This window comes from Ignavibacteria bacterium, assembly GCA_041649015.1.
GTDB lineage: Bacteria > Bacteroidota > Ignavibacteria > Tepidaquicellales > Tepidaquicellaceae > CAIKZJ01.
This window is the reverse complement of the sequence record JBAZNU010000001.1, coordinates 633946-653533: the sequence shown is the minus strand read 5'-3', so window position 1 is coordinate 653533 and position 19588 is coordinate 633946. Positions and strand designations below refer to the sequence as shown.

The 19588-nt window shown below is 36.2% G+C and carries 18 protein-coding genes and 1 pseudogene; 12 read left to right on the top strand and 7 right to left on the bottom strand.

What is annotated here, in order from left to right; all coding sequences use genetic code 11:
• Positions 1-2 precede the first annotated feature (2 nt).
• Genes WC644_02880 through WC644_02870 form a run of 3 tightly spaced genes read right to left on the bottom strand, consistent with a single transcriptional unit; the run spans position 3 to position 3715 of the window.
• The gene (locus WC644_02880; GenBank protein MFA5010876.1) at positions 3-1118 is read right to left on the bottom strand and encodes a hypothetical protein; all 1116 of its coding nucleotides are present in this window, start codon (positions 1116-1118) and stop codon (positions 3-5) included.
• A gap of 58 nt (positions 1119-1176) precedes the next feature.
• Positions 1177-2718: a glycosyltransferase family 39 protein gene (locus tag WC644_02875; protein MFA5010875.1), complete on the bottom strand. Its 1542-nt coding sequence runs from the start codon at positions 2716-2718 to the stop codon at positions 1177-1179.
• A complete protein-coding gene (locus WC644_02870) occupies positions 2702-3715 on the bottom strand; it encodes a bifunctional oligoribonuclease/PAP phosphatase NrnA (protein MFA5010874.1) in 1014 nt (337 codons plus the stop codon). Before WC644_02870 ends, WC644_02875 begins: the two co-directional genes overlap by 17 nt.
• A 99-nt stretch (positions 3716-3814) precedes the next feature.
• On the opposite strand from WC644_02870, the gene WC644_02865 reads away from it, so the two are divergent.
• Both WC644_02865 and WC644_02860 read left to right on the top strand, forming a co-directional pair.
• Positions 3815-4486: a rhomboid family intramembrane serine protease gene (locus tag WC644_02865; protein MFA5010873.1), complete on the top strand. Its 672-nt coding sequence runs from the start codon at positions 3815-3817 to the stop codon at positions 4484-4486.
• Between the two features lie 47 nt (positions 4487-4533).
• On the top strand, positions 4534-5208 hold the full coding sequence (locus WC644_02860; protein ID MFA5010872.1) for a TIGR00266 family protein: 675 nt from the start codon (positions 4534-4536) through the stop codon (positions 5206-5208).
• Positions 5209-5284: 76 nt separating this feature from the next.
• Here WC644_02860 and WC644_02855 read toward each other — a convergent pair whose 3' ends face one another.
• From WC644_02855 to WC644_02840, 4 genes are all read right to left on the bottom strand, one after another.
• Entirely contained in the window at positions 5285-6634 is a 1350-nt protein-coding gene (locus WC644_02855) for a hypothetical protein (GenBank protein ID MFA5010871.1), read from the bottom strand.
• 471 nt (positions 6635-7105) lie between these two features.
• Positions 7106-8149 (bottom strand): histidine kinase, encoded by a 1044-nt coding sequence (locus WC644_02850; GenBank protein MFA5010870.1) that lies wholly within the window; start codon positions 8147-8149, stop codon positions 7106-7108.
• Positions 8146-8865, bottom strand: coding sequence for a LytTR family DNA-binding domain-containing protein (locus WC644_02845; protein ID MFA5010869.1), 720 nt, complete (start codon positions 8863-8865; stop codon positions 8146-8148). The genes WC644_02850 and WC644_02845 overlap by 4 nt, the downstream gene beginning before the upstream one ends.
• Positions 8862-9908, bottom strand: a complete 1047-nt coding sequence (locus WC644_02840; GenBank protein ID MFA5010868.1) for a histidine kinase — start codon at positions 9906-9908, stop codon at positions 8862-8864. Before WC644_02840 ends, WC644_02845 begins: the two co-directional genes overlap by 4 nt.
• 408 nt (positions 9909-10316) lie before the next feature.
• On the opposite strand from WC644_02840, the gene WC644_02835 reads away from it, so the two are divergent.
• From WC644_02835 to WC644_02790, 10 genes and pseudogenes are all read left to right on the top strand, one after another.
• Positions 10317-11759, top strand: coding sequence for a S41 family peptidase (locus tag WC644_02835; protein ID MFA5010867.1), 1443 nt, complete (start codon positions 10317-10319; stop codon positions 11757-11759).
• Positions 11760-11797: 38 nt separating this feature from the next.
• Positions 11798-12349 (top strand): annotated as a pseudogene (locus tag WC644_02830) (2-dehydropantoate 2-reductase N-terminal domain-containing protein).
• 184 nt (positions 12350-12533) lie between these two features.
• Positions 12534-12743 (top strand): ketopantoate reductase C-terminal domain-containing protein, encoded by a 210-nt coding sequence (locus tag WC644_02825; protein MFA5010866.1) that lies wholly within the window; start codon positions 12534-12536, stop codon positions 12741-12743.
• Between the two features lie 141 nt (positions 12744-12884).
• The gene (locus WC644_02820) at positions 12885-14156 is read left to right on the top strand and encodes a hypothetical protein (GenBank protein ID MFA5010865.1); all 1272 of its coding nucleotides are present in this window, start codon (positions 12885-12887) and stop codon (positions 14154-14156) included.
• Positions 14157-14293: 137 nt separating this feature from the next.
• A complete protein-coding gene (locus tag WC644_02815) occupies positions 14294-14641 on the top strand; it encodes a hypothetical protein (protein ID MFA5010864.1) in 348 nt (115 codons plus the stop codon).
• A gap of 376 nt (positions 14642-15017) precedes the next feature.
• Entirely contained in the window at positions 15018-15173 is a 156-nt protein-coding gene (locus WC644_02810; protein ID MFA5010863.1) for a hypothetical protein, read from the top strand.
• An 11-nt stretch (positions 15174-15184) separates the two neighbouring features.
• Complete coding sequence (locus WC644_02805; protein ID MFA5010862.1) at positions 15185-15640, top strand: hypothetical protein; 456 nt, start codon at positions 15185-15187, stop codon at positions 15638-15640.
• Positions 15641-15890: 250 nt separating this feature from the next.
• Positions 15891-16076 carry a zinc-binding dehydrogenase gene (locus WC644_02800; protein ID MFA5010861.1) on the top strand — a complete coding sequence of 62 codons (186 nt, stop codon included), beginning with the start codon at positions 15891-15893 and terminating at the stop codon, positions 16074-16076.
• A 209-nt stretch (positions 16077-16285) separates the two neighbouring features.
• Positions 16286-17740, top strand: a complete 1455-nt coding sequence (locus WC644_02795) for a T9SS type A sorting domain-containing protein (GenBank protein ID MFA5010860.1) — start codon at positions 16286-16288, stop codon at positions 17738-17740.
• 320 nt (positions 17741-18060) lie between these two features.
• Positions 18061-19542, top strand: coding sequence for a T9SS type A sorting domain-containing protein (locus tag WC644_02790; GenBank protein ID MFA5010859.1), 1482 nt, complete (start codon positions 18061-18063; stop codon positions 19540-19542).
• The last annotated feature ends 46 nt before the right edge of the window (positions 19543-19588 follow it).

Here is a 19588-nt window from a genome sequence, read left to right as displayed (position 1 = left end):
TTCTATCTCTTTTCAAAATAGTCGTTCAGTACATCCACAAAAAGTATAACCGTCTTATCACCTATGTTAACCTTGTTTTCAAGAAAAACTGATTTTAGATATTCAGTTACTTCACGCCAGTTTTTCAACTGTTCAATTTCAAGAAATGAGTCTTGCATTATGTACCTGCTGCCCTTGAACACTTTTTTTGCTATACTTTTTAATTCGTCCTCTTTGAAATGGAATTTTATGTGGTCAGTGTTATCTTTTTCTTTCTCTTCAAATTCGTCCGCGATACTGTGCTCTTCCTTCATTTCTCCGGTTGTTGATGTTCCCTCAAAATTATTTTCCTCGCTTAGCTTTGGAACTGTTGTCTTCTCAATTGTTGATTCATTGTTTCCGGCAGAAATAACAAGGTCCTCTTCCTTATTTTCTTTAAGCGGGGAGTTTGTTTCTTCGAGGCGGAGTTTTATTTCTTTTGTCTTGCCTGTAATTATCTTTATTGCTGTTTTAAGTTCAAGTTCATAGTCATCATCTGTAATTCCTGCGTCAACAAACATCTTAACAATGTCTTTGTATCCTTTGTCTTCAAGGAATATCCTTATGAAAGAATAGGGAACGGACATATCAAGGCTTATTTCAGAATTGTCTCCGTATTTAAACTTATATAGATGAAGAAAAAAGTTTTTAATCTTGAGCCCTGTTGTTTCTTTAGTAAGTTTTTCGTGAATGCTCGAATTTATATCGTCAATAAGGTCTTCAACAATAGTACGCGGAATCGACACATAAGAATCATCTTTGCACAGGTCTTTTACGGGTTCGGTGTAAAAGCTGTAGTAAGTGAAAGTCTCGACTTTCCTGAGTATTTCCTGTTTGCTTTTTGAATCCTGATTTGCGTAAATGTAACTGAGTAGTGTCCATTTTGGCCTAATGCAATAATTCAGGTTTAACTTTACGGATTTATCGATGATTTTAAGCAGTTCACTTTTTGTTTTTGGTAAACTGCTGTCGTTTATAATAAACGATTTTGTAAAATCCGGCAGCCTGCTTGTGATTATCGTCTCAGCAGAAAAATTGCTCAACTCTTCTGCAATGGCCGAAGCCTCCTTGAATCTTTTATCTGTAATTTGTTCGAGCATTGTAAGTTTAATAAATAAAGATAATTCTAAATGAAGACAGAAAAAATCTAATTAGTTCTTAATAATTTACTTTATAGACATACCAGTTATATCCCCACGTTTTTATACCGCCTGCGGGTTCGACAAAGAAGAGGTCTGATTCTTTGAATCCATTTGAATTACGGGCGACGAATACATGGTTAATGTCCCAGTCAATAAAATATTCAATCTTTTTGCTTCTTATGTAATTTATAAGTTCCTTTTTCTGAATTGCGTCGTAAGCGTCTTTATTAACGACACCATCCAGATTTATAACGGTTTTGTCTTTAGAAAAATATCCGATTGCCCCCGTTTGTACGCATCCTATTACAGTACCTGCGGAGAAATTTCCATTAACCCACTCACCGATTTTTTCATAACCTTTATTTTTGTATTCCCCGAGAAAGAAATCTTTAAATCCCGTTCTTATAACATTCGGGAATATGAATAATATTATTAAAACTATAAAAACACTCCTCTTGCCGCCCTGTGACGAGAAACTGTATATAAGCAAATTTATAATGAACGCTGTAATTACGGCAAAGAACAGACTTAAAGGGAAAAAGTACCTTGAATAAAACCAATATGCATTTAAATAGAATGTGTATGCAAAGAATAAAAGAAGGGCGGTAATGACGAGCGGTAAGTGTTGTTTTAAGCTTTGGCTGAACCACGGGCAAGCAAACGATTTGATACGATAAACAAGTGTACCCACAAGGACGAATATTATTACAACCGAATAGTTCGTGTAAATGTTCTGCAGCGAAAGTCTTATCAGTTCAAACATGTTTGAATTTCCGACAGCATAATTCTCAACCATATCCCTGCCGATATGATGCACTGCCTTTCCGCTCACAGGAAAGAAATCACCGGTGAAGGAAAACATGAGCACCATATAGGGAAAATAAACAATTGCTGAACCAGCGAGGAAAAACAACGCCTGTTTGAAGAGCTTAGTGCCTTTGCCTTTCGTTATAAGCCATACTGCCACTCCGGGTATAATCATTATGTTGTCAATCCTTGCAAGCATTGCTATGCCGGTAAGAACACCAAGTATAAACAATTGTTTGAATGTGATTTTGTCAAATTCTTCCTTCTGAAATTTATACAAATAATAAAAAACAAGCACGAAGAAGAAGAAAGATATTGATGTTTCGAGTCCGTTACCCATGTTTATTATTGATACGGGCAGGAGTATAAACAAAAGAACGGAAAGAAACGGAGAGTAATCGTCCTCAAAAATATTTCTTATTAATCTGTACATAAAATATACAGTACCAAATCCGAAAATGTTTTGGATTGCTATTGATATATAAACAGGGGTGATTAAGTCGTTCTTAAATATAAGAAAGACTGGTGTCATCAGGAACACATACAGAGGCTGAAACCCGCTTGTTGTCCCTTCGCTGTAGAAGAACCATTTGCCGTCAGCAAAATTGCGGGCTATATCAAGAGAGAGATAAGCGTCGTCGGGTATTGCATAGCCGTTAATTTCAGAGAATGGTTTAAGCAGGACAGCTATGCGATAAAGTGTATAGATAAGTAAAAGTATTCCGAGAAAATATTTATCTTTTCTTGTCATGTTTCGATACGAATGATTCGTATTCTGTCAGCAGTTTTTCCTTTAGTGTAAAGGGGTCGATATTTTCAACCGTTGCACCAGCGGCATTCATATGACCGCCGCCGTGGAAGCGTTTTGCAAACTCATTCATTTTTATGCTGCCTTTTGAGCGGAATGAAATCTTACAGCTGTCCGGAAGTTCGACAATAAGAAATCCGATTTTTACGTTCTTCATAGTCATCAGAAAACCGGAGAAACCTTCAACATCTTTTACGTCAGAGTGATAATCTAAAAAGTCTCTCTGTGTTATCATTCCAATACACAGAGTTCCGTGGCGGTGAAAAGTCAGACTATCTATGAATCTCGAAAGGAGCTTTACTTTATCCGAAGGCATATTGTTATAAATATGGTCATACATCATCACCGGGTCTGTTCCTCTTTTTATAAGGTCGGCGCAAATCAGGAATGTTTTTTCCGTTGTTCTCGGATACCTGAAAGAGCCGGTGTCTGTCATTATTCCCGCGTAGAGATTATCAGCAATTTTCTTGTCAATATAATCGCTGTTATCTTCTGTTATAAAATCGTACAGTATCTGTGAAGTTGCGGGGGAATCCGTGTCAGAAATATATGCATAATAATTCCTGGGGATAATGCCCTGATGATGGTCGATGCAGATTCTCTTTGCAGGAGAATACTTTACTGCATCCGCCATGCTTTTAATTCTTGAGTATTCATTCGTATCAACAACAAATATAATATCCGCTTCGTTAATGATTTTAGTGTTGACATCTGCTTTATCCCTGAACCTTCTGATAATTTTCTTTTCATCAAGAAAATCAAGGTGGTCGGGGGTTTCGTTGTGATTAATAATCTCAACATTCTTTCCCTTTTTGAGAAGATAATAATAGAGAGCAAACTCGCTGCCGATGGCGTCTCCATCGGGAAGGAGATGGGTCGTAATAACTATATTATTCGCCGAATCTATGGCTTTCCGTACTCTTTTGAAATCTTTATTCATTTGTAAAATATTGAGAAATTGGTATTTTATCACAACAAAATAAAGATAAAAGAATTATTTTTCTTGACAGAATTTTTTGAGCAAACGGATACAAATAGTATGAAAGAGGAAAAGGGAAAGCCGAAGTTTCGCATAAGTCTTTTTATTACGCTTTCTTTTATTTCTCTGCTTTGGATAATAAAGTTATTTGAGATTTTTACGAAGACAGATCTTAGCTTTCTTGGTGTGCTGCCGCGGGAGGCGAAGGGGCTTATCGGTATTGTTACGGCACCTTTGATACATTCTGATTTCTCGCATCTTGCGTCAAACACTTTTACGCTGATTGTTCTCATGATGTTTTTGTTCTATGCTTACACAAATTCGTCGTTCAGAGTATTCTTTACTGTGTATATATTTTCAAACGTTCTGGTGTGGATATTCGGCAGGGAAGCGTACCATATAGGTGCAAGCGGTGTAGTTTACGGACTGGTTACTTTTCTGTTCTTTGTTGGGCTGTTCAGGCATGACAGTAAGTCAATCGGTTTGTCGCTTGTAGTAACGTTTATGTACGGCGGTCTCGTATGGGGTGTGCTCCCGACTGACCCGAAGATATCATTTGAGGCACATCTTTCGGGAGCGGTAGTGGGATTAGTTGCAGCGCTTATGTTCAGAAACACAGACCCGCTGCCGGAGAAGTATAAATGGGAGGATGAGGAAACTGATGATGATGATATTGACCTTGAAGAGTATGAGAAAGCGGAAAAGAAGTTAAAGAACGAGGAGAGTTTTTAATTAATATATTTAGTATCTTTAACATATAAATAAAGAAGGGAGAAATTATGCAGCACAAAATTTTATTCCAGCCGTCAGAGGCGCTGGTACACATCAACCTTGCAGAAAACGAGGAGGTACAGGCAGAAGCAGGCGCAATGGTGTTTAAAAGCTGGAACGTGGAAATAGAGACAACAACCAAAGGCGGAATATTCGGAGCGCTGAAAAAATCCGTATTGGGCGGTGAATCATTTTTCACAAACAGGTTTATTGCTAAGCAGGGCGCCGGAGAAATAGGCTTTACGGCTCCTTTTCCGGGAGATATAAAACACTTTAATCTTAACGGGGAGAATATGTTTATACAGTCGGGATGCTTTGTCTGCTCTGCGGCAACGGTAAACCTTGATACAAGCTGGGGAGGCGCGAAAGGATTTTTCGGCGGACCCGGATTGATAATGCTGAAGGCAAACGGAACGGGAGATTTATTTGTGAATTCTTTCGGGGCAATATTTGAAAAGCAAATGGTGAACGACAGGTTTATCGTCGATACAGGGCACATTGTTGCATTTACTGACGGTCTTACTTTCAACATAAAGAAAGTCGGCGGGCTGAAATCAACGCTCTTCAGCGGCGAAGGACTTGTTGCGGAGTTTAACGGAACTGGAACACTGTGGATACAGACGCGGAATCAGAGCTCTTTCCTTGAATGGATAATTTCGAGGATACCGAGTAAGAGCAGTTAAACAAATCTATCAAATTATCAAGCCTCTTTCGTTTGTCAGGCGAAAGAGGCTTGTATATTTATAAATGTCTTAATCATTATTTCATCATTATCATTTTCTTTACTGCGTTGTAAACTATGCCGCCGCCGTTTGGGTCGGTCACTTGGAATCTGTAGAAATAGACGCCTGAGGAATAATTGCTGCCGTTCCAGCTTGCCTCGTAAACAGCGGGCTGCAGGACTTTGTTAATCAGAGTTTCTACTTCCTGTCCGAGAGCATTGTAAATCGTCAGCTTTATGTTGCCGCCTCTTACTTCTCCGTAATATGTATTCGGAAGAAGACGTGTATCAAATTTGAAATGTGTTGTAGAGTTGAACGGATTCGGATAGTTTTGATGGAGTTTGTAATCATCGGGTATCCTGTCAGAGATTAGTTTTACTCCTTCAACAAAGGCGTTAGCGCGTGATATACCTCCGTTATTTCTTACTGCAAAAATCGCCCCGGGACCGAAAAACGAGCCTGACCTTGCAAGCCCCATATAGTTGTATATTCCTGAGGGGGCTGTGTACTGTATAATCCAGCCCTGAAAGCCATTCTTAAGGTATATGTTTTCGCTGTTTCTTATGTACCACGGATTAGTATTAAAATTGGGATATGATATTATGCCGTTGATATTTCCGCTGCCAAGAACGGATGTGTCTGCTAACCAGTTTAGGCCGGCGTTAGTTGTTTTCAAGTATGACGAACCAGTTGTATAGCCATAAGTTAACATTTCATTTAGCCACCATAAGGAAATTGAATTTTGCATTGGCTCTGTAGAAATTACCGACCAGTTTGTACCATTATTAGAGGAATAATATATTCTTGAATTGTTTGTACCGAACCACATTTTTCCCGAAGCATAGTAGAATGAATTCCTGAACCCTGTTTCATTTACATTTTGCTTCAGGTAACATCCTGTTGAATCCCAGTTAAAACCTCCGTTTGTTGTTTTCCATATTGACCACCTTCCTCCTACGGGGTTGCCGACCATGATTCCTTCAGAAGTGTTATAAAGCCAGATGCCGTTAATTTCAGTCCCCGCCTGTGTAAAGACCTTTAACCAATTGGTTCCAGAGGTTGTTGTCATATACATAACGGCGCCGCTGTCATTAGTTCCGCCTGTAAACACTGCCGCTGTAGTTAAGGCAAACAATGTTCCGAGCGAAACGTCTGAAGGTATTTCATTTGTGCTCACTTTCGACCAGTTATAACCGAAGTAATTTGTCTTCAGAACGGTACCGCTGTCGCCGCATACATAGGCATTCTGGCCGTTAAGGTTGGAAACGGCATTCAGAGAAACCGTTACGCCCGAATTATTTTCTTCCCAGAAAACCCATTGCGGATAAGCATAATAAGAAAAGAGCAATTGCAGCATTAAAGAAAAAAGAAGTGTTTTTGTTTTCATAAATGGTTTTATATTATTTCGAAAACAGAGATTATACTAATTTGAAATTTATTGAATTATTATGATAAAACAAACATGTTTTTTCGTGCATATCTTTCTTTTTTAGGATAAAGGATACGGTTTTCTTTGATTATTCTGAATATCGCTGATTGCAAAAAGGATTTTTTTCACCGGTTGGATGATTAGGTGCTTGTGTATTTTTTTTACCGTTTCCGGTTTTTGTGACAAATTTGTCAGTGAATAGATGCGGGTTATTTTAGAGACCAATTTAAGACCAATTAGAGTGCAAGATAGGGCTAATTAAGTTTAGACTGAAAACAGCACGTATTTTTTTATTGTTAACATTTTTGTCACTATTTTTTTGTCGGGACTGGGGGTGCTTTCGGGGTGGAATTAAAGGAGGGATTATTTTTTGTGCATAATACCTTTGTTTCTTTGAACGCTATGAAAGTCTTGAAAATAATAAGTATATCAGCCCGCAGCTCTTCCGGTAGTTATAATCCAAAGTTTAAAGATGTACAGTTTAGGTTCTATTTTGGTTTCGAGTTTGTAATTATTTTCAAACACTAAATCAAGATGTTTCTTAATCGTTTCTACATTTAAACAGGTATCTAATTCTGCTTTATTTAGATTTTCTTTATGATTACATGAAATGCTGAACAACAAACCGCTTTCCTGTGCTTCAAAATTAATTGCAACTTCTGAAGTTTCCGAAGCGGTATCTGAGTGTTTAAAAACGTTTTCAATAATTGGCATAAATATCAGGGGCGGAACGTATATTCCGACCATATTGCCATGAACCGAAAATTTAATGAACTCTTTATTATACCTGATACTTTGCAGGTTTAAATACTTTCTGATGTTATTTATTTCTTTATCAAGAGGTACTCTTTCCGCGGTGGTATCATAGAGCATATAGCTCATTATTTCCGAAAGGTTTTCGATGCTGTATATAGCTTTGTCCGGTTTTGTCTTTATAAGAGTTCTGATGGATTCGAAAGTATTAAAGAGAAAAAGGGGATTTATCTGCGACTTTAGCAAGGCAAGGTTGCCGAGAATTAACTGCTTTTCGGATTCTTTTTGTTCCATAGTGTTAACGTAATGCAGCAGCGCTGTTTTTAAAAGAGCGCCTGATACCGCAAAAAGAAAATTTGATTCCAAGAAGCTCATATAGTATTTCGTGAACATAATCCGAAACTCATTACCGCGCAAAGCGAGTACTTCGGGGGAAAGGATATATAAATATATGTACGTTATCGGAAGGTCTATAATGATTGTAAAAAGTAATCCTAAAACTAATAACAATATAATTTTATTCTTTTTGTGATTTTTATTTGAGATGGAAAAATAGAAAGAATAAAATATTAAAACATAAGAGGCTATGTACAACAAATAATCATAAACAATAATGCTTATGGCCGTTTTACCGAATGATGGAATGGTCTGAAGCCCTGTAATAAAGAGCATAAGCAGCCAGAAGATTAAGTGCAGTATTAGTACTTTCTTTTTATTCAAACCTTGTTTTTCCCTGCGGATTCAATTGCCGAATAAAAACTCTCTTTGTATTTGTCACCTATGGGCAATTCCTTGTTCGCGATGAAAACACTTTGTCCTTTGACGCTTTCAACTTTGTCAAGAGAAACTAAATATGATTTATGGATTCTGAAAAAACGCGATTGCGGTAATGTCTTTTCAATATTTTTAAAGCTTTGAAGCGTAATAATACTGCCAGATTTTGTTTTCAGAACAATGTATTCGCTCATACCTTCAATGTATAGGATGTCGTCATAATTTACTTTTATCATCTTACCGTCAGATTTAACGAAGAAATAATCATTGCTGCTTAATTGAGGCGATGACTGGATTTGCTCTGATTTCAGAAGTTCACAGGTTTTATCGACAGCCTTATGAAATCTTTCAAAAGAAAATGGTTTTAAAAGATAATCCGTAACATCCAGGTCGAAAGCATCGGCTGCATAATTTCTGTATGCAGTTGTCATAATCACTTTGGGCGGCTTTTGCAGAGTCTTTAGCAATTGTGTCCCGGAAAGCCCTCCCATCTCAATATCAAGAAAGAGTAAATCGACATTATTCGAAGTAAGATATTCCAGAGCAGAAATACCGTCGTTAAAGGTTTTCAATAATTTCAGAAAAGGCACCTGAGCAATATAATCTTTTATAATGTCCAGTGCCAGCGGTTCATCGTCCACTGCGATGCATTTAATAATCATAATAAGTTAAGTTTTAGGTTTACGTTAAAAGTATTATTTTCATCGGCTATTAAAAGTTCATATTTATTGCCAAACAGTAAATCGAGTCTTCGTCTGATATTTGCAAGACCGAACCCGCTATTTTTAGAGTGTAATTCGATATTATCTTTTAAGTAATTGGTCGTTTCAAAACATAATCCAGATTTTGCGACAATAAGATTAATAATAATTCCGGGTGAAGGTTTTAGTTTGTTTCCGTGCTTAAAAGCATTTTCGATGAAAGGCATAAAAATCAAAGGCGGAATTGTAACACCCTTAAAATCTCCTTCAACTTTGAACTCAATAAATCCCGGGTCGTTGTACCTGATTTTTTCAAGGTCGATATAATTTTCTATATGCTTTATTTCGCTTTCAAGCAGCACTTTTTCTGCGGATGAATCGAAAATCATATACTGCATAATGCCGGTCAGTCTATCAATACTATCTATTGCTTTTGAGGGTATACTTTTTATTAATGATTTAATGTTGTTAAGCGTGTTGAATAAAAAGTGCGGGTTTATCTGCGCTTTCAGCATAGCAAGTTCGTTAGAAATATTTTGCTGCTCTGTTTCCTTTTGTTTTAACTGATTCCTGTACCAGATTAAAGAAACCTTCGACATCACACCAAGGATTGCGACTGTGGTAATGTATGCTACCATACCAAAGATTCTATTGCTAATGCCTTCGTTTAAGGTGTATTCAAGAATATTTGAGGGAGATAAGACATAGGCAATCGGGATGAAGGTAATGAAAGTATAGATAAAACCAAAAATTGAAATGTAGATTATACCGAATGAGGTTATGTAAATTATTCCTTTCCTGTTGAAAAATTTCTGCGTTACTATAGAATAGAAAAGATAAAACGTTAGTATGTTCGAGAATATTCTTGCGAAGCCGGTAAAATATCTTGCAGAGGAAAGTTCATCTCCCGAATAAACATAAATATCAAATATAGTAATTGATGACAATACTACCCAGAAAGCAATATGATATTTCAGGATATTATTCTTAAGGAATAAATTCATTTTGCAAAATATTAAATTATTGAGTTATAATGAATTCAATTTCAGTGAATCCACTGAATTATTAAGTGAAACCCGGTTATTCCGGTATTAACATAGATGTACAATGTCAGTTCACCCCTTGTTTTCGGTGTTTAACAGATTTTTTTACAGGATTCGCTGAATATAGTTATTCAAACGTAATTTCCCTTCGTATATTTGTTTTAATGTTTAAATCAAATAAAACGAAAATTGAAATACATATTAAATTGTCAAATGAAAAGGAAAGGGGTGTTTTTCCTTTTAAAATATGCACCAGAAGGATTAAAATGGGATTACATACATTATAAAAACGAAACCCATAACTTATTAGGATTTAAAAGAATTTGTCCGGGTTTTGAAATGATTTATAAAGAATGGAGATAAAAGAAGATGAAAAATAAACAAAGAAATACCAGTGAAGGAAACCGGCATTTAACAAAACATATTATGATAAATAGTAAAATTATTTTGACGACTTTTGTACTATTAACATTAATTATTACATCAATTTCATATTCACAGACTGACTGCGGCTGTGAGCAAGCATTAAATCAATTAATTCAAAAAGTAGAAACTGAATACCCGGGATTTAAAGACAAGACAAAAGACAGAATACTATACAATAGTTTCAAAGAAAACCTGATTACAAAAGCAGGAAGTATATCAGAATCGAACTGTATTGAATTACTGAGAAGTTACAAAGATTTTTTCAGAGACGGACATATAAGTATATACCCATCCGGACAAGAGCTAAATGTTCAGCAAAACAAAGTTACCATCAGTCAGGAAGAGTTCCAAAAGCGAATACTTAAAACTACTGATCCAATTGAAGGTATATGGAGATCCGGGGCATATAAAGTTGGAATAGTTAAGCAGAACGAAGAATATCAGGGATTTATCATTGAGGCAGATACCAACTTCTGGAAAGCTAATGAAATCAAATTCAGGCTACTCGAAAATGGTAAGGCAAAATACTATCTGAGGGATCATTCATTGTCTGAAGAAATGTGGGAATTAGTTGACGGCTGGGTTTTGTATTTTAAAAATTCCAAATTTATAAAAGAGTTTCCAATACCGAACCTATCAGAGAGTGAAATCAAATCAAGAATGGAGGAAATTGATGGTTGTTACTTTAAAAAGGTATCAGAAAAAACTGTTTTGCTTTGTCTATCCAGTTTTGAGCATAATTATGTAGAAAGAATTAAGAAATTATTAGCAGATAACAAGAAAACAATCGAAAGCAGCGAGAATTTAATTATTGATGTAAGGAATAATTTAGGAGGCACTTATGATGCATACGTTGATTTACTACCATACATACATACAAATAATGTCAGGGGATTAGGAATGGAATTTCTTGTAACTCAAACGTTAATTGACGAAATAGAAGGTTGGTATGATGACGAGGAAGGAAAGAGCAGGGCTAAAGAATGGGTTACAATTTTTAAAGGGAAAATGGGGGAATTTGTAAATACCGATTCTACCGATTATTACGTTGACACTATTAAACTTGCAGAGCGCAGTCCAAAACAGGTTGTTATCTTAGTGAACCGCCGAACAGCAAGTTCCGGAGAGGCTTTTGTGCTCGATGCTAAACAAAGTAAAAAAGTAAAAATACTGGGAACACCAACGTATGGTGCATTGGACTACGGGTCTGCAAGTTTTTTCGATTTTGGATGCAAAAATTATAAACTTATGATGCCTACGTGGAGATCTATGAGACTTCCTGATTACCCGATTGACAATATCGGAATACAACCCGATATTTATTTAGATAAATCTGTAAAAGACTGGGTTCGGTTTGCAGCAGATTATATGGAGAATAAAAAATAACAACAATAGAACTATTAATAATAACCATTCTTATCAAAATGAAAATAGTAATTATCGGAGCCGGAGGAGTCGGGGGATATTTCGGCGGAAAACTCGCACTTGCAGGTTTTGATGTAACATTTATTTCCCGCGGAGAACATTTAAAAGCATTACAGGAAAATGGTTTAACCGTAAAAAGCATAAAGTGAGACTTCAAAATCGACAGGATTAATGTAACAGATAGAGTTGACGATTTGAATACAGCAGATTTGATTTTACTCTGCGTAAAAGCGTGGCAGGTAAAAGATATTGCTCAAAAACTAAAAGAAGTTGTTAACGAAAATATGATGGTAATTCCACTGCAAAATGGTATCTCGGCAATCTATGAATTAAAGGAACCTCTTGATGAATCTAATATTGTTGGAGGTTTGTGTTTTATTATTAGCAAGATAGAATCACCCGCAATCATAAATCATTTTGGCGTAGAGTCCTCAATTGTTTTCGGGGAAATAAATAACTTCAAAACAGAACGGCTTAATAAAATAAAGGATATGTTCGATATGGCAGGTATAAATTCGAAAATATCAGATGATATTAATGCAGATATATAGAAAAAGTTTATTACTATCTGTGTTAGAGTACTGCTGGTTGTTACAAAAACGAGATACGGTGAACTTAGAGAACTTTTAGCAGACACGGAAAATGGTGGTTGATTTATTAAAAGAGATTTATAAACTATCCCAAAAGGCTGGAGTAATAATCTAATCCGGTTTTGTTGAAGAAACAGTTTCCCTTATTGATACTTACCCGTATAGTTCCACATCCGCGTTAACACGAGATGTTTGGGAAGGAAAGCCTTCGGAGATTGATTATCAAAACGGAACAGTGGTCAGGCTTGGACAGAAATATGGGGTTGAGACTCCTGTAAATAAATTTGTTTACAATTGTATTTTGCCAATGGAGTTAAATGCAAGGAAAGAAATCAATGGATGGATTGGACTTTAAATTTTGCCAAGCCTTGTTTATATCTTATAATATTAGGAATTATCATATTTGTTGTCATTATGAAAAACATTTAAAATAAATTATAAACATTTTTAAAAACGAGACCATCAAACGTTTGAGGAAAGTTAACAAGATAAGATAATGAGACTTATTACAACAATACTATTTATTGCCATGTTCATCTTAAACAGTTGTGGACAAGAACTGAACTTGAAAGAGCAAGCATTGGAAGAATTTAAAAAAGAGCATTACAACGAAGCCATTCATTTATTAGAACAAGCAGTAAAAGAAACTCCAAACGATGCCGAAATTTATTATTATTTAGGTTGGTTCAATCATTACAGGGCTTACGACAGCAGACCATTAAGCGGATACGACTTTTCTTATTCTGAACGAATATTTCAATATCTGGACAAAGCTCTTCAGCTCAATCCCAACTATGGCGATGCCAAGTATTTCTATGGTGCTGAATGCAGTGGAAATGCTTTCATAGCAATGCAGAATTATGATGCCGGGAAGTTGAAATATTATTACAAATTAGCCAATGACAAAGGTGCATATCCCGATTGGTTGAAAGAGTTCGGGCGAAATTTTTTAAACAGCTGCAATGAAAACGCTATTTTGTTCACTGGAGGAAATGCAGATTTTGACGTTTGTTCTTATTTACAATTACACGAAAATCTGAGAACCGATATAACCCTTATACCTATAGGAAATATTGATCGTCCCTGGTATGTACAGTTTCTGAAAAACGGATTAAAAGGTAGCGTGAGAAACATTGAGATAAAACTAACTGATAAACAAATACTTGATATTCACCCTTTCAAATGGGATACAACTACTGTTTCAATTCAAGTTTCACAGACAGATAAAAAACAGTTTAAACTACCTGATAACTACCAACTACAATGGGAATTATCGCCCGATTTATTTTCGGAACGTATGCACTCAAAAATTGAAAGCGAAAATGCAAAAAAACGCACATACCTTAGTCCGCAAAGAGCCATTCTACTTCAAATAATAGAAAATAATTTCTCTCAACGTCCCATTTACTTTTCAAATTTCTGTTCTACCGTGTTTTATGGAGGATTAAATAAATATTTCCAAAATTGCGGGTTAGTTTCACAATTAATCCCAATATCAACAAAAGAAAAGGAATTTGCATTTAATTACGACAAATTGGAAAATTTACTACGGGTTGAAAACATTAAAGATTTTAAAACGCTTGTGAATAATGACATACCGCGAATCTCGGGAATGATAGTATCGGGCTATTATGCTGCATTGTTGAATTTGTTAGGCAGCAAAGACAAGAGCGAGTGTGTTTTACTGAAAGAATTGTTCGAAAGACATTTGAAAATCGGATACGACAAAGAATATGAGAACGAAATTCAAAATGAATTTGAAAAATAACAGTATTTAAATTTTAAAATTAACGTAAAGTTAAAATTATGAAAACATTTTTAATTGCGCTTTAATTTGTGTTGGTATCGCTTCCAGCATTTTTGCACAGAAAATAGTTTTTCAATCTACTAGCATCCAGCGGAAGAGTGCATACTTCGACTCCTTCTGTTGTTGATAAGAATGGGAATATATTTGTTGCAGGGGGAACGCGTGAAAGCCTAAAGGTAACAAACGATGCTTGGCAAAAAATTTATAAGGGGCATAGTGATAATGATGTGACAGGAGGCGATGGATTTTTAATGAAATTGTCTCCTAAAGGTGAATTAATTTACTCAACTTATGTTGGCGGTTCCGGATCTGAGAACTATTGTTTAAGATTAGCAACAGATGATTATGACAACGTGTATGCCGGCTTTACGACTGAGTCACTGGACTTGCCTGTATCTGATAATGCTTACCAAAAATCCATAAAAGGCACAATGACCATTATGTAATAAAATTCAGTAATAATTGCAGATATATTGCTTCCACATATCTGGGAGGTTCTGGCAGTGATCACTGGACAACACTCGCCGTTCATAAAAATACTCTATACTTATTCGGAAAAACGAAGTCGCTGGATTTCCCTGTATCTAAAAATGCTATTCAAAAAGTTTATTAGAATTCCGCACTGCCAGACAGCAGCCAATCGTGGATGGAAGGTGATATAACAATTACTGCTATTTCACTGAATCTTGATAAAGTTTTATATTCAACTTACTTAGTCGGAAAATTATTGGACTATATCAGAATTTTTTCTTTCGAGTCAGACGGAAAAATTGATAATTTCTTCAATGTGTATTTCGCCGGATTTCCATAATATAGAACAAAATGGAACCAATAGAAAATAGCACCAATAAAATGTTATGGCTCAAAATAGCCGCCGGTTTAGTCGGAAAATTATTGGACTATATCAGAATTTTTTCTTTCGAGTCAGACGGAAAAATTGATAATTTCTTCAATGTGTATTTCGCCGGATTTCCATAATATAGAACAAAATGGAACCAATAGAAAATAGCACCAATAAAATGTTATGGCTCAAAATAGCCGCCGGTTTAGTTTTTTCAATGGCGATTATTCAAACCATCCTTTCTCTTTCTCCTGCAGCAGCTTCTTATTTTCGGGCACCTCCATCGCTACTGGAAAACAGGCTACAGCTTTTTCTATTTGGTGGAGGGGCGGCTTTGATTTTAGTTTTCTTTGGGCTGTATGCTTTATCCGGTTCCGGAATCATCAGACATCTGCCTCTATTACGTTCGGGTTTAATTATTATCAGCAGCATTTTTTTCCTGCGCGAGTTATTTATCATAATAACCGTTTTAAAGATAATGGGGGTACTGAAAGGAGAAACCCTGATTCAGGGAGTGATTTCCCATCTTGTATTTCTGGCAGCTGGTATTGCGTTTACCGTGGGGACTATATTGAATTGGAAAGAGTTAAAAAATCACAAATAAAGATTTTCATTCATACGCCCCGACTGTTTGCGTTATTATTAAACAGACTTAATACAAACGTAATAAATGAATGAAACGATAAATATGAAAGCAGTAGTACTAACAAAATAGGGAGCGTCCGAAGTACTTCAACTGAAAGAGGTTGAAAAATCTACTCCAACGAAAATGAAATACTCATAAACGTTTTTGCAGCTTCAGCAAACTTCGTTGATACTATGGCACGGAATTTCAAAATCATTACTCCACGGAAATTTCATATATCTTTTCTTTTTTGAATTATGGGAAAAACCTTGCATTCATCAGGTTTATTATTGAATCAGGAAACATTAAAACAGTGATAGACAAATGCTTTCCGCTAAGCAAAGCAGTAGAAGTCCATCGGTACGTTGAAGAAGGCAGAAAGAGTGGAGCCGTAGTAATTAAAGTAAGGCAATAAAAATTCAGGCGTTACCGCTAAACAGGATTTAAAACAATTAACGATAAATATTAGAATTTTAAATAAGGTGTTTTTCTAAGTCCGTTTTCACTTTACAAACATGTCCCTTCACAGATTTTTCCCCGCACTTCACTGAATATAGTTACCCAATCTCATTTTTCCCGCGTATATTTGTATAAAATCTTCAATATAAATTAAAATAAAATGTTATGAAAACATTAATTCACATAATACTTCTTTCGTTGCTTTTGTTGGAATTAGGATTTGCTCAGCCAATCCCATCTGACAGTTTATATCTTGCACAAACACGTCCAGGGAATAGTCCTGTTGTATTCCAATTACATTTTAGTAGTGGTCTGCGTCCTGTTGAAAGAATAAGTATTAGTTCAGACGGTAAAGAAATATATTACAGCGAATTAAATAACTGGCCGCCTTCAAGCTCAAGAGTAAAATGTTATAAGTACATTAACAATAAATGGGAAGGACCACTCATTGTTTTCGAAGGTTTTGTTGCTCCGGGGCTTTCTATGAATGATAGTACAATATATATGCAAAAGGATATAGGCAATGTATCATGGTCTTATTACTCAAAAAGAAACAGCACCGGCTGGAACACTCCTGTTAAATTGTTGTCAACTAATTTACAAACACATTATTTTCAGGAAACGCAATTAAAAAATTACTATCTCGCATCAACACCCGGCGGAAACAGCGATATTTGCAAACTCGTGATTAATAATATAGACACAACAATCCAGAGTTTAGGAAAACCAATAAATATTACAGCAACAGAAAACGACTTTTTTGTTGCAAGAGATGAATCATTTATTATATATTTTCGTTTATCACCACCGTATGATTTATTCATAACGTACCATAAAAGTAATGGCGGATGGACAAACCCAAAATCACTCGGACCAAACATAAACACAACAAATAATTACGAATGTTGTCCGGTTGTAACAAGCGATAATAAATATCTTTTCTTCACAAGAGGCGGAAGTTCAATGGCTTCTTACTACACTTACTGGGTAAAAATTGATAACGTTATTGACAGTTTAAGGCATACTAATTTTGTTCCATATTTGAAATATCAAATACCGGATCTTATTGATACGGTTAATCATGCTTTGACTTACGCCGTACCAGACAGCATATTTGTGGACGATGACGGCAACAACACGCTATCTTATTCCGCGACACTTAGCAATGGCAGTGCTTTGCCATCATGGATAAACTTTGCTCCAACTACAAAAACGTTTACATTCAACCCTAACACAATCGGAACAACCGGTTTGAAAATAATTGCAACAGATACGGCAAATGTATCAACTTCTTGTACTTTTTATCTGAACGTAATAAATCCTACATCCATACATCCAACAAACGAACAAATACCAAACGAGTACAAACTCTGCCAGAACTATCCGAATCCGTTTAATCCGACAACAACAATAAAGTTTTCATTACCAAAGTCTGAATATGCAACTTTGAAAGTATATGATATGCTCGGCAAAGAAATTGAGAATCTGTACAGCGGAAATTTAAAGGCTGGCACTTACACCGCCGATTTCAACGCAGCAAATCTTTCCAGCGGTATTTACTTTTATGTACTGAAAACAGAATCATATAATGAAAAGAGAAAAATGGTAGTATTAAAATAGTTCTAATACCAACAGAAATATATCTACCGGTATAAATGAAGGAAGTAATTTTAAGGTCCCCGCGGACTTCAGGCGGGGACCTCTTTTTTATCTTTCAGGTTTCCACAGAATTACATCCTTAAAACATTCTGAACGGATTCATACGGCTAATACACCCTTTCACTGATTTTACGAGAGGGTTCGCTGAATTTGTTTATTCATGATGATTTTTCGCTCGTATATTTTGTAATAAACTAAACGATTATAATATTTCGCTTAATTGAGAATAAATAATAATGATATCACAACAAACATTTTTAATAAAAACAAATTTAATCACAATGAGAATCACATTATTAATTGCAGTATTTATGCTGTGCTTTGCGAACGAGCACATCTACTCTCAGGCAATACCTTTTGATAGTTTGTATTTTGCACAGCCGCGCCCCGGAGATTCGGCTGTTGTATTCGCACCTGGCTTAATTTCAAAGGCAAACAGAAAAGAAGTCTGTATCACATTTTCGCCAGACGGAAAAGCGTTATTCTTTTCTATTGAGTTCTGGCCAAATCCGGGAATAGCTTACACAATGTATTCCGAATACAAAAACGACCACTGGACAACGCCCATAAACACGCCATTCACGGCGGGCAGAATGACCAACGAACCTTTCTTTGCGTTTAACGGTTCGCGAATATATTTAAGTGCGACCTTAGTTCAAAATCAGGTTGGGGCAGTTGATTTATCATATGTTGTAAAAAATGACACTTTATGGAGCAATCCTATAAGCATGGGTAATCCTCCGAATACCGTTGCTGACCAGTATCATTGCTGCATCGTATCCGACACATCGGTATATTTTTCAATGAGCAACGGCCTGATAGCAAAAAGTAAGTATAGCAATGGAGTGTATCAGCCCCGAGTCATACTATCATATCCTGTAAACTATGCAAACACAACACAGACCTGGGGGGATCCATATGCATCCCCTGACGAAAGCTATATGGTATTCAAATCAACAAGGACGGGTGGCTTCGGGGGTAATGATTTATACATAACATACCGGAAGACAAACGGAAAATGGACAAACCCAAAGAACCTTGGGGGAAGAATCAACACACAATTTGAAGAAAGGTCCGGAGATGTGACGCCAGACGGATTGTACATGACATTCGGTTCTAACGATGATTTAAAGTGGGTATCAACAAGTTTCATAAACACGTTAAGGCAGACAAACTTCGCACCATATTTGCAATACCAGATACCAAACATAACGGACACGATGGGTCATAACTTTGTTTATACAATCCCAGACAGCACATTTATAGACGACGACGGCAACAACACTCTTACATACACTGCGACATTAAAAAACGGCAGTCCATTACCGTCATACATCGGTTTCAATCCTGCTGCAAGAACATTCACTGTTAATCCAGCCGTACCGAGAACAGACAGCATTAAAGTGACAGTTACAGACACTGCAAACGCAAATGCAACGTGCATATTCGTAATAAAAATAATTGACCCGACAGGAATACATCCATCAACAGAGCAAATAACCGGCTACAAACTATACCAGAACTATCCAAACCCGTTTAACCCGATAACTACCATAAAATTTTCTATTGCACAACCGGAAATGGTAACACTAAGAGTATATGACATGCTCGGCAAAGAAATAGAAAACCTTTACAGCGGAAATTTAAAAGCGGGAACATACACGGCAGAATTCAATACAGTAAATCTTGCAAGCGGCATATATTTCTACACACTAAAAACAAACACCTTTTTTGAAAAGAGGAAAATGGTAGTTCTGAAATAAGGGGGAAAGGTTTTGGGGTGTCTTTTAAGATAAAAAAGACACCCCG

Coding starts and splice junctions, on each gene's coding strand:
- WC644_02795 (MFA5010860.1), top strand. CDS start 16,286: ATGAAAACATTAATTCACATAATACTTCTTTCGTTGCTTTTGTTGGAA.
- WC644_02845 (MFA5010869.1), bottom strand. CDS start 8,865: ATGATTATTAAATGCATCGCAGTGGACGATGAACCGCTGGCACTGGAC.
- WC644_02810 (MFA5010863.1), top strand. CDS start 15,018: ATGGAACCAATAGAAAATAGCACCAATAAAATGTTATGGCTCAAAATA.
- WC644_02790 (MFA5010859.1), top strand. CDS start 18,061: ATGAGAATCACATTATTAATTGCAGTATTTATGCTGTGCTTTGCGAAC.
- WC644_02805 (MFA5010862.1), top strand. CDS start 15,185: ATGGAACCAATAGAAAATAGCACCAATAAAATGTTATGGCTCAAAATA.
- WC644_02880 (MFA5010876.1), bottom strand. CDS start 1,118: ATGCTCGAACAAATTACAGATAAAAGATTCAAGGAGGCTTCGGCCATT.
- WC644_02820 (MFA5010865.1), top strand. CDS start 12,885: ATGAGACTTATTACAACAATACTATTTATTGCCATGTTCATCTTAAAC.
- WC644_02875 (MFA5010875.1), bottom strand. CDS start 2,718: ATGACAAGAAAAGATAAATATTTTCTCGGAATACTTTTACTTATCTAT.
- WC644_02840 (MFA5010868.1), bottom strand. CDS start 9,908: ATGAATTTATTCCTTAAGAATAATATCCTGAAATATCATATTGCTTTC.
- WC644_02860 (MFA5010872.1), top strand. CDS start 4,534: ATGCAGCACAAAATTTTATTCCAGCCGTCAGAGGCGCTGGTACACATC.
- WC644_02865 (MFA5010873.1), top strand. CDS start 3,815: ATGAAAGAGGAAAAGGGAAAGCCGAAGTTTCGCATAAGTCTTTTTATT.
- WC644_02835 (MFA5010867.1), top strand. CDS start 10,317: ATGAAAAATAAACAAAGAAATACCAGTGAAGGAAACCGGCATTTAACA.
- WC644_02855 (MFA5010871.1), bottom strand. CDS start 6,634: ATGAAAACAAAAACACTTCTTTTTTCTTTAATGCTGCAATTGCTCTTT.
- WC644_02870 (MFA5010874.1), bottom strand. CDS start 3,715: ATGAATAAAGATTTCAAAAGAGTACGGAAAGCCATAGATTCGGCGAAT.